Consider the following 16,211-nt stretch of genomic DNA (forward strand, 5'->3'; position numbering starts at 1 on the left):
CTATAGATTTTTCAATGGAATTTTTATGGCGACAATTGAACGCAAAAATTGTCGCCAATAAAATTGAGTCTATGTAATACGAACTACATTACCCTTTTGTGATAATCTCAGGTTGTTATATCGCTTAGCGATTCTATCAACCTTTGGTTTTATCTGCCGTTTTACCCCTTCAATGCCTAGCATGCTTCTGTTTGCCAAATCATTAAAATCGGTGAATTGGCCGGGGTTTAATGACTGTTCGTCTGGTGCAAAAGTTGGGATAATAATGAAGCCATTGACTGCATCTGCTGCTTCGCCTCCTTTTTCCTTTCCAGGATTGATGCCTTGAGTTAATTCAAGGTGTTTGTCATCGTCTGTGGCCACAATGATTGGGGTATGAGGATATTTTTCATGTAGCGCTTTCGCCACAGACTTGAGGTTTCCAGCATCAAACGCTGAAACGACAGCCGGCAGCTCGGTTGCCTCTTGTATCGTTGCAGCGGTGGCATAACCCTCCGTTATCAGAATAACGGGTACATCTGCAAGTTTGTCGATACCGCCCAATACATGAAAACAACCTTCTTTTCTTGAGTCTTTTGCAAAGCGCTTCGTTCCATCTTCGGCAATATACTGAACAGTCCAAAGTGTTCCTTCGCAATCTATTGCTGGAATGCAGGTTAATTTTTTTTCTTCATCTGTATATACGCCAGAATGAACCTGAATACCTTTGGCCTGCATATAAGGCGTGGATTCCACAACCTCTGTCATCATGGATAATTTTTGCTTGAGTCTTATTGCAGTTCTCTTTTGTTTGGCTTCAAGCTCATGTTGACAAGTTTGTCGATGTTCAAGTGCTTCTGCCTTAAGCGATGCCTTCTTTTCATCAGTTAAAATGTAACCCTTACATTTCCAGTTAAGCTCAGCTCCGGTTCGATTGTTTTTAATATATCCTGCTGGAATACCATCTAAATGGGCTACATAAAATCCTGCCTTCTCACCATTTTTATCGCCCTCCGTGGGGATACGATGAGGTTTCCCATCCATGATCGGATGCTCGCCTGAAACAATTGCACCAAGGCTTATCAAAGCAGCTTTAAATTCATCTACAGGCAGAAGCACTTTATCTTGAGATGATTCCTGACGTTCAGGAAGCCAGGCTTTGATTTTCTCAACAGAAACACCAGGGTTTGCATACCAACATTTTTGCACTTTATCCCAGGTAATACCCGGTGTTCCATCGGGGAGTTTTCCGATGGTGGATTTGGCAATCTCTTTTTGTCTGTAGGGAACGCTTAACCAGACTTTTTCAGAAGTGGTTTTTTCAGATGTCATAAAGACTTCCTCTTTGAGTTGCTCATCCTTGATTTCAATAAGTTCTGACTGTTGAATGTCTTGAGTTTGCTCTAACGCATACAGGTGATTCACTATTTTCTCTGCATCTGCGGATGCTCTGAATATTTCTAATGGCTCGTCTTCCAAAACACGAATCCATGATTTGATGTAGGCAGTGTGTTGAGAAGGGTCATGACCTATACCAAGCTCAGCACCTAAAAGCATGCTTGCAATTTCTGCTCTCAATTCTTCTTTGGCATAAGCATCTGAACCAAAGGGGTGGCCTAAATCTCTATCCAGTCTTGAAGGATGACCGCTCCAATGCCCTAGTTCATGCAGGGCAGTAGCATAGTAGTTCGCTGCGGATTTAAATTGGTCTTTCGGTGGAAGATGGATACTATCTGTCGATAATCTATAAAAGGCTCTGTCAGCCTCAGAATGAATAATGGTAGCACTGGAGTTATGCAATAGTTTTTCTGCTCTTTCAATTAAGGACCAGTCCGGCTCTTTTGCAATGAGTTCAGGCATATTATCAATTTGCGAGGCATGGAATACCGTTGCATAAAACACCTTGGGTCGTTCAAGATTCACCTGCACTTTTAATGGATTACCTTGTGCATTAAGTACAGGGTTACCAGCATCATCGTGTTTGGTTTGTTCTTCATGAAATTTCCAATATTGGATTGTGGTACCTTTTTCTCCCTTGCGAACTTGCGCACCCATACTTTGTGCTTGTTTGTAGGTTAACCAACGGTTGTCATCACTTTGGTTCAGCATTAAATACAATGCATTAATTCCTCGATAACGCTTTCCTGTGATCGGATTATATGGAATTTGACCATTGCCTATGCCTGGCTCCCATGGTTTCAACCAGGGAGCGGTTCCTGCTTTGAGGCTTTCAATAATTTGATTGGCAACGACTTGATGATAAGGCATTTTAGTCATAAATAGCCTCCATCGCATCTTCTTCATTGAGTGCATCTTCAACAAAAGCTCCCATTATGTCAGCTTCTATCGGGCTGACTTCGACAAGAAAGCCAGGGATTACTAAATCTTCGAATTTTTCTGAAATCACATCCACTAACTCGGTTTCGTGACTCATGTGGTTTTCTCCCGTTTATTAATTACCCATATGGGTATGATCATTCCCTTGATTTGTCTTGTGTGAACAAGACCATAATATCTACCATCGAATGACCATTCGCTTTGACTGGTCATGGTCATCACTTCATTTACTTTAAGCGGATAATCTAAGATCCTCCATTGAGGTAATGTTCGGTTAATTCCATCCTTTAACTTTGGTTTTGAAAAGGGAAGCAACGTTTGATTTATCAAGACCCCTTCAGGTGTCACAGAGAGAATATCGCCAGATACAGCAACCACTTTTTTCATTAAATAACCATATCCACCACAATTAAGACCATGGTCTATATAGCCTCTGCTCTTGGCTAACCTAAACGACTCCCTGTCATCAGGACAAAAAATCACATAAGCATTTTTGAGGGATTCCGCACTGGTGATGCGATATAAACCTATAGGTATGGATTCAGTCAGGTTTATCCTAAAACCCATGGCATGGAACAGTGCGCCTAAAGTAATAAGACTCATCAAGAAAATAGCGATGAAGACGGACAATTTTTTCATAACTTGATGATCTCATCTTTACTTAAACGAGTACGTAAAATATCTGAGTGTACTGGTGCCTCGACAGATGCTCTGGCTAAGAAAATCGGATCGTTAAAATAAAGCGGCTGTTTCCCATAAATCGCAGGAAAACCAGCAACATAAACCACCATATCTCCCGCCTCACGTATCAAACCATCGGCATCTTTTTTCGGTCCTGGCATACGTAAACATTCATCAACGGTTAAAAGAGGTCTCGATATTTCCTGAACGGTTTTTGATATTTGATTTAAGAACGTAGAAAAGCGTTTTCCACTGGTGGTGATATGTTCTTTAACAATAGTTGTTTGACCTGTCAGCTTGGAAAGATGTTCTGCGGTTTCAACCCTGTTGGGTGGATAAGCATTTTGGATATGGCAATTCGAAGTGATGGTTTCATCAGGACCATAGCCGCGTTCACGACTTTTAAGCTGATTAATGTCCTGACAAATTAAGTAAAACTTTAAACCATAGCCAGCAACAAAAGCTAATGACTCTTGTAGAATGTCGAGTTTTCCAAGACTTGGAAATTCATCGATCATGCAAAGCAGTCGATGCTTATACGTTTTTTTCGTTCTGACATAGGATAAGCCTTTATCATCCGATACACGCTCAAACTCCATTTTGTCAGCTAATAACCTCACTATCATATTAATCATGACTCGAACCAGAGGTTGAAGCCTTGCTTTGTCATTGGGTTGAGTAACGATATATAGGCTCACAGGACATTCATGATTCATTAAATCGCGGATGCAAAAATCAGAGGCCGAGACATTATGTGCTACCACTGGATCGCGGTATAACGCCAGATAAGATTTTAAAGTGGATAATACGGAACCTGCTTCTTCCTCGGGCCGGTCTATCATGTCACGGGCAGAGGCTGAAATCACAGGATGGGTTTTGCCCTCGATATGGGGGTATTGAGTCATTTCAATGAGCAAGTCGGCAATATTAATATTAGGATCAACCAGCATACGGTCAATGTTGGGAAATGTGGCGGGTTCCCCCTGGTTGTTGAGTTTGTAAATCGCATGCAGAACAAAACCCACCAAAAGGGCTTGTGAGGTTTTCTGCCAGTGGGTTTCAAGTCCTTTACCATCAGGATCCACTACAAGTGTTGCCAAATTTTGTACGTCACCCACCTCTGATTCCGTACCGACTCTAATTTCATCAAGCGGATTCCAACGGGCTGAACCAGTTAATGTTGCTGGTTCAAAGCGAATCACTTTATTGTTGGCATGCTTTTGTCTCCAGCCGGAGGTCATTGCCCAAAGCTCACCTTTTAAATCGGTAATGACACAGGAGTGCTTCCACGATAAAAGGGTTGGAATCACAAGACCAACACCCTTTCCCGAGCGCGTTGGCGCATAAGTTAAAACATGCTCAGGACCATTATGGCGCAAATAGTGAATCTCTCCCTGCTTGTCTTCAATAGCCCCAACATAAACACCTTCCTCTTGGGAAAGCAAACCAGCATCGTTTAAATCATCCCTATTCGCCCATCGAGCTGAACCGTGAAGGTATTCGCTGATGTTTTCTGTTTTTAAATGGCGACTCGCGAACATCAGCATCATTAAAAAAAGACAGTTACTCATCACCACCATGCCAAATGCGGCATTAAAATATTCGGGATGGTAATGATGATAGTTCATGTTCCACCAGAGCAGATTCCAGGGTAGATAAACATGCGCAAATGAAAAGCCTAAACTATTGTGATAATGAAACTTATAAGCCACATATTGTGTGCCAATTTCTAGACTGATTAAAAACCCCAGAATAATCATTCCAATGAGTCGTATGGTTTTCTTTTTATCCTGTTTTTTCCTTACCTGTGGGCCAATAGATTTATTAGGCTTATTCAGATTCATAGGCTGTCTCCGGAAGCTTTGCGATTGACAAAATGGCTGACTTCATCGTCATTCTCTCCAGAACTAAAACTTCCTTCTGGGATACCTATCGACGTAATGTTTTGAAATGCTGAGTCCTGCTGTTCCGATGTTGATAAATCGTTTTGTGAATCCACTCGTTGATGAATTGCATCAGCAATTTTACCACCTGTAGTTTCGGCCACTGTTGCAGCTATTGCTTCCTTCATAGTGCTTGCCTTTTCACGAGCTACATCAAATGCTCCAGTGGCCAAATGTGACCCGAATGAACCTGTAAATTTGGAGGCCTGTCCCATGGCTTGGGCCAAACTACCGGTTTTGGAACTTACATTGCCCTCTGACGCAGAACCTAAAGTACCAGCGCCCATACTTTGGGAGGCTGCTTTGAACGCAGAATGAAGAGCTGATAAGCCTCCTGCACTCTGAGCACCGATAGCTCCTGCGCTGCTTGCTAAAGCGGCTCCTGCAACACCGGCAGCACCTATAGCACTACCCAGGCCAAGACCCCCACCACCTGAGCCTCCACCAGATACAATGCTGGCAAGAACAGGGGGGATTTTATTAATCAATATCAGCAAAAGAATGGATACAACGAGCATCACAAACATTTCTTTTAAGAGAATGTCCTTTGCCATAGCGGCATAATATTGATCGACAAAAGACTTACCGATACCTATAATCAAAATCATGGCAAATGCCTGTAATGCAATACCAAGCACTGTTTTGTAGTATTGAATCGCGATATCCTGAGTCCATCTCCCACCACCAAAACCTAACAAGATGATTCCGCCATAGGTTAAAATCCAGGCGGTAATCAGAATAATTAGCATGTTAATACTGACCAGTGCCAAAACGACCAAAATCACCCCTGCAACGATCAATCCCACCGTAGTTGCCGCAGGGGACCATAGAGACGAGTTATCAATTGCTTTTGAGACAATATCAAAACCTACGTCAATAATGTCAGAGGGAGAAATGTGCGTATCAATTCCGGAAGCCTTAGCTGCGAGTTGTCGCATGGAATCGATGATTGCAGTTGCAATGGCTGATCCATTATCTAAAATCCAATAGAAAAAACCGACAACCACTAAAAATCGAACCGTTTCAGCCATAAACTCCTGAATATCTGCTCTTCGTAATGACATAAGCCCATAGGTCCATACCATGCTAATTAATGCCAGAGACCAGAAGAGGTATCGAGCATAACTTAATATGGTTTGGCTCCATGTAGAGGCTGTACTGGAAAACCGATACAGAATATTATCCAGCAAATCCCTGCTGTCCATGCTGCCTTGTGCATGAGCCGACACGGAAAACCCAATTAAAAGGAATACGATTAAATAAGTGAGTGTCTTTTTTTTCATAGGATTACCACTTTATGCCTGAACTTTTGGAGTAACTTCCGCCTTTAAAACAAGCATCCGCTATGGCCTGCAGCTCATCGGCTGTTCTACCTTCTTTGGAGCTGTCGCAGGTTAACGATGCGAGATACTCAGCCTTTTTTCGTGCTTTCATTTCAGTGCTGTCACAGCCTATAAGCAGAAATGCTAAAAGTGCTACGGATAATCCTAATCGTTTCATTGTTGTCTTCCTCTTGTTATAAATGAGTTACCATTTTTTACCTGAACTTTTATGGTAGCTGCCCGATCTAAAACGCTCATCAGCAGCGTTTTGTATGGCTTCTTTATTCGCGGCTGCTGCATCTTTTGTGGTTTGTGCGCTTTGTTGTGCTAACAAAAGTCCTCTTATTTGAAGCAGTTGATGGGATTGTTCGCTTGCCAGTTGCGAGGCAGCCTGGAGTGCCTGTTTTTGTCCCTGGGCAGTTTGAGCCTGAGTTTGCAAGGTACGCAGTTTTACCGAATCATCTTTTAAACTTTGCTGCTGTTTATCAATTCCCTTGAGCATGGCATCGTTAACCCGTTTTTGAGCAACTGAAGCTGAGATTTTACTTTGTCTTATTTTTTGGATTTCTTCGGGACTACACTGGTTACTGCCATTAAAGCAGGGGGTTTTTTGATAGTATTCCTGACTTTGATACCTATCCAGGTAACTCTGAAGGCTACCTGCTTCCTGTTTGTAATAATCAATCGTATCGGTCGATTCAAGCAGATTATCTATTACCCCATTGGCATTGTCCCACTGAAACGATGTAAGTGATCTGGTGTTGTCCAGCATGTTTTGATATTGCTGAATCTGGTTGTTGTATTGATCAACCTGAGTTTTATACTCTTTAATCTGATTCAGTAGCATTTTTCCATTTTGTACGTAATTGGGTAAATCAAACACGGGCATATTGGAGCAGGCATTAAATGTCCATAAATAAACAAACAGGATTCGAAGTTTCATCACAGTTCCTCTTTTTTGTTATCTGAACTGCCGGTAGGGCTTTCTAAAAGTTAAATCTTTTACGACAATGATGTTGAATCGATAACCTGGACGAATGTTTAGAGTCGGTGCTACATTCAGATTTTTTGCCACCAGTTGCGACGTTACCTCACCCACCTGTTGTCCTAATGCCTGACTTAATACACTGCCCGCTGTAGGGGGGCTAAATCCATACTGATTGGACTGATTACTATTTTGACTGTAACTGATTCCCCCAACGATACCGGACATCAAGAGGGCTGAACCATAAATTCGTAAGTAATGATTATTTACTTGATCACGAAAGCCTGCGAAACCTGCACTATCAGCTCCTGGCATAGAGCCAATATCCAAAGATTTTCCATCTGGAAAAGTAAGGCGTTGCCAGGCTACCAGCACCGAACTCTGACCAAAGCTCACCTCACTGGAATAAAGGCCAAAAATCTTTGTACCTTGTGGGATTAAAAGATGTTGACCTGTCGCCGTATCATAAACGTTCTGGGATACTTGACCGATGATTTGTCCAGGCAGTTCAGAAGAAATACCGCTTACCATCACTCCAGGAATAACACTTCCGGCTCTTAACTCGTATCTACTGTTGGGATTCTCGAGTCGTGAATTTAAATGCCAGCGCATTTCATCTTCCTCACCGCCCAAAGTTTGTGGCATGGGTCTAGCATTTTGTCGTCCCTCGAGCAGTTGAAGTTGCTCTTTAAAGGAACTGCCGCCATCGACATCGAATGGTGCAACAGAATTGGCTCTGTGTGTAGTCATACTTTCTCTGGTATTTAGGTGAGGATTATCAACCATAATTGATGTTTTTGCTTTGACCGCTTCTTCAAATGCTTGGGTTTTTTCCTGACGAATTCGTTCCAGCTCCGTATCGGATACATTTTGACTATCCATGTCTTGTTTTTGAAGGAAGTTTTGCTCCACAGGTAACTCAAGTACCGGCTCATGATTGATGATGAGTGCCTCAGGCATCACACCGGTTTTGTGATTCCCAACGATTTCATTGGCCAGATTTATGTTATTTTTCTTCTGTCCCGTGACTTTTATGACCTCTGGAGCTTGGTTTTGTGTATTGGCTCTCTTATGGGCAACAAACACGATTAACACGACAAAAAGGGTCAACACGCCAATGGCTATCACTAAAGGGAGGTTATTCACACGCTTGACTCCTGTTGCTTTGAGTTTTTGCGGTGAACTATTCGGTGATAATAAATCGATGTTTTGGTTCATTTTGTTACTCCTTGTATGACCATGGGCTGGCTGGAGCGATTTGTTCTTTAGTTTTGACATAGACTCTGCTTAATGTTTGCGAGCCGACATATAGGCTGACTCGATAAAGAGAGCCTTTTCGAACATCATCAATCACATAAAACAAATTTGCTTTTTGTCCTGGTTGGACGCTTTCAATCACGCCATAACCTTTGTTTCGCATTTCATGAATCAAATTAATGCCAAAGCCATCACTGACTTTTTGACTGATATAAAATGTATTTTGAGCCGGCGGATAAATATGTGTGAGTTGTAACGCAGCATCTTTAGCCAAATAAATATCTTTGCTCTGAGAGGCAACTGTAAAATTTCCATACTGCATGCTTGCGCAGCTCGACAAAACAGTTACCAACAATAAAACACTTAATTTCCTCATCTCTAGCACCTCGTAATGGTAATTTTTTCTTGAGAAGAGCCACTTCCGATAATCAGTATTGCCTTGTCGAACACACTATCAACAATATATCGGCAGCCCTGCAGGCGATAATTGACCATCACCGATTCTGGTTTTTTAAACAAACCACCATTTCTTAAGACCAGTAGTGCAGGGGCTTCGCTTTCAGACATGCTTCTAGGCATTTCAATAATGGTTTTCACACCATTGTTATAAACCCGAACCGGTTTCAATCGGGAATTGCCTTGTATCCTGTAATTGAAATGAAGGTCGCCTAAATATTCGTTGGTTTCGGTGAATGTATTGGCTTTTCGGCGCTCCGCTTGCATGTGCTGAATCAAACGCCATTTTGCTTTTGCATCATCTGGATAAGTAAAAGAGACATAGGGCATAAAATCGTTTTGATCGGACTTCAACCTAAAATGATAGGTTCTTCGGTCTGTAGTAACGACTAGAGAAGTATCTAGCCCAACATCTTTTGGTTTGATTAACAGGTGGATTTGTTGATCCATGCCTGAACCCGTAATCGAAGGCTCAACGAGAAAACGTGGATCGCCGACATTCATATCGTTAAGCTGCTCACCAGACTGCAACGCAATGTCGCAAACCTGTAATGGTGCGCATACCACCCTGATTTGACCTGAACCATAAACAAAACTAATTGCGCCATCGGAAGAGTGAAATGGTTTGCTGGTTTTATCCCCTTTTTGCCATTCTTCTGCAATGCTTAAAGCCTGCTTTTCTTGATTCGTGAGTTGCGGGATGCTTTTAGAAAAATAGAAATTAGCCAGCTCAGTGTTGTCCACAGCAAAGCTTGTCAAAGGAAGTAATAAACTGAGGGTAAAAATTATTTTTTTCATACATTTTCTCCATTCTTTAAGTCATAAGACCAATTGAAATCGCGGACATAAATCAGATGAGGGTTCTTTAAAATCGATTCATTGGATACATCATTGAGCTCATTATCCTGATACATTGTTACAAGTGCTTTCATCTGGGCGGGCTTTTCTTTAAGCGTTCCGTCACGATTTCTTACTGTCTCGACCCAATCAACCTGCCAGGTGTCCTCAGACTCTTGCAGGACAGAGCGTATTTCAATGCTGACGATTTCATGTGCTGCTCGGTCAAATGGATTTGAGTGTTGTTTGTCACTGTAAAATTCCTGAACTTTGGTCAAGGCCGCATCGTTCTGGTTCAAATAGGAATAAACTTGAAATACAGCCTTTTTCTGCAGTGCGACATCAACACTGACCATTCTGATGTTTTCAATAAAATGGGCTGCAGCTGCCCGGTAATCATCGATACTTGCATCACCGACATGGTCTGCACGAGTGACTGAAAGTGTATTGCCGCTGGCATCCTGCTGAAACACCAAGGGGATAAATTTGGACTGACTTCCAATTGTTATTAGTCCGCCAATAGCAGCCAAAGTGATTAAAAGACTACCCAAACTGACTAATTGCCATATTTGCAATGATTTCATAAGACCTGCAGTATGGAAATTCCAAGCTCTTTGGGCATTGAGGTAAGGATTATCAGTTAAGTCGTTTTTTTTCTTTTTAAGACTTAGCTTTTGTTTTAATTGGTTCATGCTGCTACTCCAAATTGATTCATTGTGATTCCTTTTTCTAAAAGCCAATAAGAGACCCACTCAGCGCCATATTTTTGCTCAAGCTGTTTCATTCGCTCGATGGAGTCAGGATCTGTGGCACCCACAAATGCTAACGCCATTGGACCTAAAGCCAATTGGTAAAGACGTTGTCCTTTTTCACTGACATAATAGTAATCACGCTTGGGTTGAGCTGATGCAATGATGTCAATCTGGCGTGGGTTTAACCCCATGCGTTCATAGATTAGGCGTGTTTCAGGATCACGAGCATACAGATTAGGTAAAAAGATTTTTGTGGCGGTTGATTCAACTATAATGTCTAAAATTCCAGAATTCGCGGCATGCGATAAATGTTGCGTTGCCATGAATACCACACAATTTTTCTTGGCCATCGAATCAAGCCATTCAGCAATTTTGTTTTTAAATACCGGGTGTGCCAACATCAGCCATGCTTCGTCGAGTACTATCAGGGTTGGCCTGCCATCCAGTGATGTTTCAATTCGCCGAAACAGATACAGCAATACGGGCAAAGCAAATTTCTCACCCAGCCCCATAAGATGCTCAATCTCAAAGGTCATAAATGAGGACAGTCCTAAACCATCGGTTTCGGCATCCAGTAAATGCCCCATCAATCCATCGATGGTGTATTGCTTCAGGGTTTCACGAATGGGTTCATCTTGAATGGTCATAACCAATTCAGATAATGTTTTAGAACCACTCTGATGCATGCTCATAATGGCATGACCGATTTCATTACGTTGGGCAGGAGTAGTATTTAACCCATTTAAGGCAAGAATCGTATCAATCCATTCCATTGCCCAGGCTCTATCTGCTTTGGTCGATAAAAACTGTAAGGGCGCAAATGAAAGAACGGAGTTTTTATCAGCAATGGTGTAATGTTCTCCACCGCTGGCCTTACACGTGGGATACATGGACATTCCCTTATCAAATGAATAAATGCGTGCATCTTTGTAGCGACGCCAGGATAGTGCAATTAATCCTAAGTGAGTTGATTTCCCTGAGCGTGTAGGACCAAACATAATGCCATGACCTAAGTCTCTTACATGAAGATTCAGGCGAAAGGGTGTGTTCCCCGTAGTGACACAATGCATTAATGGAGGGGATAATGGTGGAAACAGTGGGCAAGGGGATTTGTTTTCGCCGGTCCAAATGCTGGAGGTCGGTATCAAATCAGCCAAATTCATGGTGTTGATTAAAGGCCGTCTTATATTTTCAACACCATGTCCTGGAAGACTGCCCATAAAGGCATCCATGGTATTAATGGATTCTGTTCTTGCCGTAAATCCCAAGGCATTGATGTTCTTTTCAATCAAAAGTGCTGCTTTTTCAACTAACTCACGGTCTTCGTTCATCAAAATGACAACCGAGGTGTAATAGCCTTGACCCACCATTCCTGAATTGGTTTCAGCAATGGCTGATTGTGCGTCATTCACCATATTGAGCGCGTCTTCATCAATCACACCTGAATTGGTGTTAAAAACCTGGTCGAAAAATCCCCTGACTTTTTGTTTCCACTTTTTACGGTATTTGGTGAAATGCGCCACCGCTTCATGAGCATCCATAAAGATAAAACGAGAACTCCAACGATATTCAACTGGCAATTGAGTTAGGGCGGTTAGAATCCCTGGGTAGGACTCCATTGGAAACCCTTCAATCGCAACACACTGAATGAATTTCCGGCCAATTTTGGGTGTAATACCCGGTGTTAATTCCTGACCACCAATTAACCCATCAAGGTAAATCGGGTTTTTAGGAAGATTGACCGGATGGTTAAGTCCTGTGACACAATACTGAAGATGCCTTAAGAAGTTATCCTGAAGCAGGGTATTATTATATTCATCACGATGTTGTTCAGCGTTCAGTCGTTCGAGGTTAAGGGCTGAACTTAGTCGTGATTCAAAGGTTTTGCAGGCTTGTTTGAATTCTTCAATCAGTTGATGCGTCTTTGCCTTTTGACTTAAATTCAGTCCTTCGTCATCAAACATCAATTCCACAAAACGCTTTTGGGCAATCACTGGCGGATACCAGGTCAAGGTAATCACAAAATACCCTTCATATAGGGTTTCCATGCTTTCAAAGAGTATCCTTCTTTCCTCATCAATCGCATAGGAAATCGGATCTGGGAAGTGAGAATAAGCACGCTCGCTATAACCTGGAGCCGCTCGTCTTATAGCGTCTACATGAACCATCCAGCCATTGCCCATAGTAGACATTGCCTGATTGATTCGAAACGAGACCATCTCACGAGCCTCATCCGTTGTATTGGTATTGTCTTCACCCTGGTATAGCCAGGCTGCCATAAAGGAGCCGTTTTTACCGACAATCACGCCATCATCAACAACTGAGGCATAATTGAGTAAATCAGCAGTACCTCCTGAATTATGGCGATGATTTTTTAAATGGTATTTACGGCTCTTCTGGCGAATTTCCCAAAATAGGAGGCTCAAAAGTAATAATCCTGTCGTGCTGATTAGAAAGGTGATTAATGCAATCATTGATAACCTCTTTTATTAATTTTGAAAGGAGTTGAACGGGCCGAATAATAAGCTTGGTAACGTCTTTGCCTTAAATATATGGCTCTCATATAAGGATCGGATTTGGCCATTAAACGAAGCCCTTTCAAGGATAGAAACCATATGGCTATACCTGCAAAAGCCGCCAGCCAGTCTTGAGCTGCAAAGATTAGAATTGCTGATAAGAGCCCTGAGAACATGACCAGTTCACGGTCTCCGCCCATAAACAAACTGGGACGGTTTCCGCAGCGTCGTATTGGGATTGAACGAAGACTCATAGCCGGGACTCCGTTGCAACGATCCCAACAGATGGTTTAGAAATTTCAGCGCCTTTGCCAGTAATTGCCGTCATGGTATTTTGAGCTGCTACCAGAAATGAGAGCACCAATACAAAAAAGACAAGAGATCGCATAAATCCATTTAATTCACCGCCAAAAATAAGTGTCGCACCTGCTGCAACCAATCCGATGATGGCAGCACTAAAGGCAAAAGGGCCTGTAATGGATTTTTGAATTTTAGTCAGCCATGAGTCGAAGGGAAGTCCTCCACCTGCAGAGGAAGCAGCGGCTGGATGGGTGATTAACAACAAAAGTAAAACGATTAATCCCATTATCCAGTAGTTTTTTTGATTAAACAGAGTTGTTTGATTCATTTATTTTCTCCTTAAATAAGTTTTTCGATGTTGTATTGACCGTTTTCATAACCATGGACATTAATAATTTCTTGAATTTGTCGCCCCTGCGGAGTTCTTGAGATGTGCACAACACAATGGACAGCCTCTCCAATTAAAGGTTCGATCTCGGAAGGCGCGGCTGGATTTCTAGTAATGAGTGATTTCAATCGATGAAGCCCTGCAATACAGTTATTCGCATGCAAAGTAGCTGTTCCTCCCTCATGTCCCGTGTTCCATGCATCCAACAAATCAAGCGCTTCACTTCCGCGAACTTCCCCCACAATGATTCGATCAGGCCTCATCCTCAGTGTGGTTTTTAAAAGCTGGGTCATACTGACATCAAGCGTGGTATGGTATTGAACACAATTTTTTGCTGCACACTGGATTTCCCCTGTATCTTCAATGATAAAAATACGTTCTTCAGGCGCATGAATAACCATTTCATTTATAATGGCGTTCACCAATGTGGTTTTGCCAGAACCGGTGCCACCAATGACTAAAATGTTTCGGTGTGAAGAAACGGCTTTTTCAATAACCTCGCATTGTGCTTCGGTCATAATTCCCGATTGAACATAGTCATTGAGTGTAAAAACCGATAAAGCTTTTTTGCGGATGGCAAAGGTTGGACTCGAAACAACCGGCGGCAGTTGTCCGGCAAAACGTGAGCCATCAAGAGGCAGTTCTCCCTCCAACAAAGGCTTCATGCTGGTTACTTCTTTTCCATGAAAACCGGCAACAGTTTTGATGATGGATTCGGCACGCGCTGCATTGATATTTCCTATAAATCGCATGTTTTCACCAAGCCGCTCCTGCCAAAGCTTTCCATCCGCATTGAGCATGATTTCAACGGTTTTAGGATCCCTTAGAGCTTGTTCAATCATGCCGCCCAAGTCACGTCTTAGCTTTTCACGGGCTCGGTCTTTAACCGTTATCGCTTGTTCTTCTTGTGCTTTCATACGGTATAATCCTCAATTACTTGATGCTTTTTAAGCAGACTTCAACTCGTGTTTGAATTTGCTAATTAAGCGGTCAACAATGCTATCCTTATTGGGAGGAGATTCATTGAACCATTGATCTTTCTGACGTTCCCGATAAATGCGTCTTTGAATTTCATCACGGTGAATCGGAATCGATTGAGGGGCATCAAACCCAAGGCGAACTTCACCATCACGATAACCCACAACAGTGCAGTAAATTTCTTCACTGATAACAACGGATTCCCCTACTTTTCTTGTTAAAACCAACATATTGTTTTTCCTTCTGCTATTTAAATAAAAAGGCTTTGCACTGCCTGATATTCTCTTCAACCACTTCTTTGCTGGCTGGTTGATATTTTTCTGATGTGACATAAAAAGCACTTCGTTTTTTGATATCACGACAAAAGCCAATCATTTGCGGCAGGGTAGGAGGCATTTCGCAATGATCGCGACAATCAATAATGACCTGATTCAAAATCTCATCACTGAATTGACTTAAAGCTTCAAGCCACTCCTTCTTGGCAAACTCCAAAAAACCATCACTTTTAAACTGACTGCGCCATAGATGTCCGTAGAAGACCGCGAAGCGCGTAAAAAGTTTCTCAATACACTTTTTTCTACTTTCGGTAGCATTGCAGGTTGACGACATTTGATTGCTGGTATTCGTCTTCACTGGTGATCGCTGCGTCTCCTGTTTCTGGATTCCAAAATGGATCAATGGCTCTGTCCTTAGTATTTGGGCCGCACTTCTCATTCCTTTTCTCCTTCGTTAATTCAATTTTGACTTCATCTTCCCAACATCTTTGAGATAACCAGTTGGCTGGAAACTTCCATGCTGGAACCCATTCGCCATGCGCTTCTTTTTGTGTACGGGCTTTGATTTGTTTATCAAGAGATTGCAACATGCTTTGTAGCAAAGGCTCATCTGGATTGAGTTGTTTAAACATTTCAAAGGCACGCTCACGTGACTTTTTCTCGGGGTACATATGCCAGAAGTGGTCGAAACGTTGTAATAAATAAATATAATTATTTTCTATTAATAGAGGTGTGTCGGCTTTTATGATTTTATCTATGTCGGCTTTTACCTCTGTATCTTCAGAATCTCCTGTATAAACAAGAGGTTTTGTGTGCGGCTTTGTCTCTACTTGCTGTGTCGGGTTTGTGTCGGGTTTATTTTGGACACAATAACGGATATCCGCTAAAAGGCATTTTAAAATAAGATGTTTATCGAAAGACTGAATAGCAATAAGCCCTGATCGCTCAAGCCCTTTAATGGCTCGGCGAATTTGCTGACGACTAGGACTCCCTGATTCTGTAATGCCTTGATGGGGTTCAATATAAAGCACTTCAGCTAGCGATTGGTAACTAATTCGTCGCTTAATTCCTACTATGAGTGTGTTGCGATCCATGTAAGGTCGAATTCCTCTTAAGTAGGTAATTTGCTGTATATATGAAAGCCCACAGAGCGCATCCAATTCCTGATCATTCACTGTAAAGTACATAAATAATCCGTTATTCCT

The 16,211-nt window shown here is 42.1% G+C and carries 18 protein-coding genes; all 18 read right to left on the bottom strand.

The features are described 5' to 3' along the window. Positions 1-69: 69 nt before the first annotated feature. The 18 genes from BN3124_RS03660 to BN3124_RS03745 are packed head-to-tail and all read right to left on the bottom strand — an operon-like array spanning position 70 to position 16,193. A complete protein-coding gene (locus BN3124_RS03660) occupies positions 70-2,256 on the bottom strand; it encodes a zincin-like metallopeptidase domain-containing protein (RefSeq protein WP_058533512.1) in 2,187 nt (728 codons plus the stop codon). Next, positions 2,249-2,413, bottom strand: a complete 165-nt coding sequence (locus BN3124_RS17140) for a hypothetical protein (RefSeq protein ID WP_058533513.1) — start codon at positions 2,411-2,413, stop codon at positions 2,249-2,251. The genes BN3124_RS03660 and BN3124_RS17140 overlap by 8 nt, the downstream gene beginning before the upstream one ends. Then, the gene (gene traF / locus BN3124_RS03670; protein ID WP_058533514.1) at positions 2,410-2,955 is read right to left on the bottom strand and encodes a conjugative transfer signal peptidase TraF; all 546 of its coding nucleotides are present in this window, start codon (positions 2,953-2,955) and stop codon (positions 2,410-2,412) included. Before traF ends, BN3124_RS17140 begins: the two co-directional genes overlap by 4 nt. Next, on the bottom strand, positions 2,952-4,841 hold the full coding sequence (locus BN3124_RS03675; protein WP_058533515.1) for a type IV secretory system conjugative DNA transfer family protein: 1,890 nt from the start codon (positions 4,839-4,841) through the stop codon (positions 2,952-2,954). Before BN3124_RS03675 ends, traF begins: the two co-directional genes overlap by 4 nt. Then, positions 4,838-6,223, bottom strand: coding sequence for a P-type conjugative transfer protein TrbL (gene trbL / locus BN3124_RS03680; RefSeq protein WP_058533516.1), 1,386 nt, complete (start codon positions 6,221-6,223; stop codon positions 4,838-4,840). The genes BN3124_RS03675 and trbL overlap by 4 nt, the downstream gene beginning before the upstream one ends. Positions 6,224-6,227: 4 nt before the next feature. Beyond that, complete coding sequence (locus tag BN3124_RS03685; protein WP_058533517.1) at positions 6,228-6,440, bottom strand: hypothetical protein; 213 nt, start codon at positions 6,438-6,440, stop codon at positions 6,228-6,230. Between the two features lie 27 nt (positions 6,441-6,467). Continuing rightward, positions 6,468-7,205, bottom strand: a complete 738-nt coding sequence (gene trbJ / locus BN3124_RS03690; protein ID WP_058533518.1) for a P-type conjugative transfer protein TrbJ — start codon at positions 7,203-7,205, stop codon at positions 6,468-6,470. A gap of 18 nt (positions 7,206-7,223) precedes the next feature. Beyond that, positions 7,224-8,465, bottom strand: a complete 1,242-nt coding sequence (locus tag BN3124_RS03695) for a TrbI/VirB10 family protein (RefSeq protein WP_058533519.1) — start codon at positions 8,463-8,465, stop codon at positions 7,224-7,226. Positions 8,466-8,469: 4 nt separating this feature from the next. Next, complete coding sequence (locus tag BN3124_RS03700; protein ID WP_058533520.1) at positions 8,470-8,880, bottom strand: conjugal transfer protein TrbH; 411 nt, start codon at positions 8,878-8,880, stop codon at positions 8,470-8,472. Positions 8,881-8,882: 2 nt separating this feature from the next. Further along, complete coding sequence (gene trbG / locus BN3124_RS03705; protein ID WP_058533521.1) at positions 8,883-9,758, bottom strand: P-type conjugative transfer protein TrbG; 876 nt, start codon at positions 9,756-9,758, stop codon at positions 8,883-8,885. Continuing rightward, positions 9,755-10,489 (bottom strand): conjugal transfer protein TrbF, encoded by a 735-nt coding sequence (locus BN3124_RS03710; RefSeq protein ID WP_058533522.1) that lies wholly within the window; start codon positions 10,487-10,489, stop codon positions 9,755-9,757. Before BN3124_RS03710 ends, trbG begins: the two co-directional genes overlap by 4 nt. Further along, positions 10,486-13,023, bottom strand: coding sequence for a VirB4 family type IV secretion/conjugal transfer ATPase (locus BN3124_RS03715; RefSeq protein WP_058533523.1), 2,538 nt, complete (start codon positions 13,021-13,023; stop codon positions 10,486-10,488). The genes BN3124_RS03710 and BN3124_RS03715 overlap by 4 nt, the downstream gene beginning before the upstream one ends. Then, entirely contained in the window at positions 13,020-13,319 is a 300-nt protein-coding gene (locus BN3124_RS03720; RefSeq protein WP_058533524.1) for a conjugal transfer protein TrbD, read from the bottom strand. The genes BN3124_RS03715 and BN3124_RS03720 overlap by 4 nt, the downstream gene beginning before the upstream one ends. Next, the gene (locus tag BN3124_RS03725; RefSeq protein ID WP_058533525.1) at positions 13,316-13,693 is read right to left on the bottom strand and encodes a TrbC/VirB2 family protein; all 378 of its coding nucleotides are present in this window, start codon (positions 13,691-13,693) and stop codon (positions 13,316-13,318) included. The genes BN3124_RS03720 and BN3124_RS03725 overlap by 4 nt, the downstream gene beginning before the upstream one ends. An 11-nt stretch (positions 13,694-13,704) precedes the next feature. Then, positions 13,705-14,670, bottom strand: coding sequence for a P-type conjugative transfer ATPase TrbB (gene trbB / locus BN3124_RS03730; RefSeq protein ID WP_058533526.1), 966 nt, complete (start codon positions 14,668-14,670; stop codon positions 13,705-13,707). Positions 14,671-14,700: 30 nt separating this feature from the next. Next, positions 14,701-14,961, bottom strand: coding sequence for a carbon storage regulator CsrA (gene csrA, locus BN3124_RS03735; protein WP_058533527.1), 261 nt, complete (start codon positions 14,959-14,961; stop codon positions 14,701-14,703). 16 nt (positions 14,962-14,977) lie between these two features. Then, a complete protein-coding gene (locus BN3124_RS03740; protein ID WP_058533528.1) occupies positions 14,978-15,340 on the bottom strand; it encodes a hypothetical protein in 363 nt (120 codons plus the stop codon). Further along, on the bottom strand, positions 15,309-16,193 hold the full coding sequence (locus BN3124_RS03745) for a hypothetical protein (RefSeq protein ID WP_058533529.1): 885 nt from the start codon (positions 16,191-16,193) through the stop codon (positions 15,309-15,311). The genes BN3124_RS03740 and BN3124_RS03745 overlap by 32 nt, the downstream gene beginning before the upstream one ends. Positions 16,194-16,211 lie beyond the last annotated feature (18 nt).

The sequence above is a fragment of the Legionella saoudiensis genome (genome assembly GCF_001465875.1).
GTDB lineage: Bacteria > Pseudomonadota > Gammaproteobacteria > Legionellales > Legionellaceae > Legionella > Legionella saoudiensis.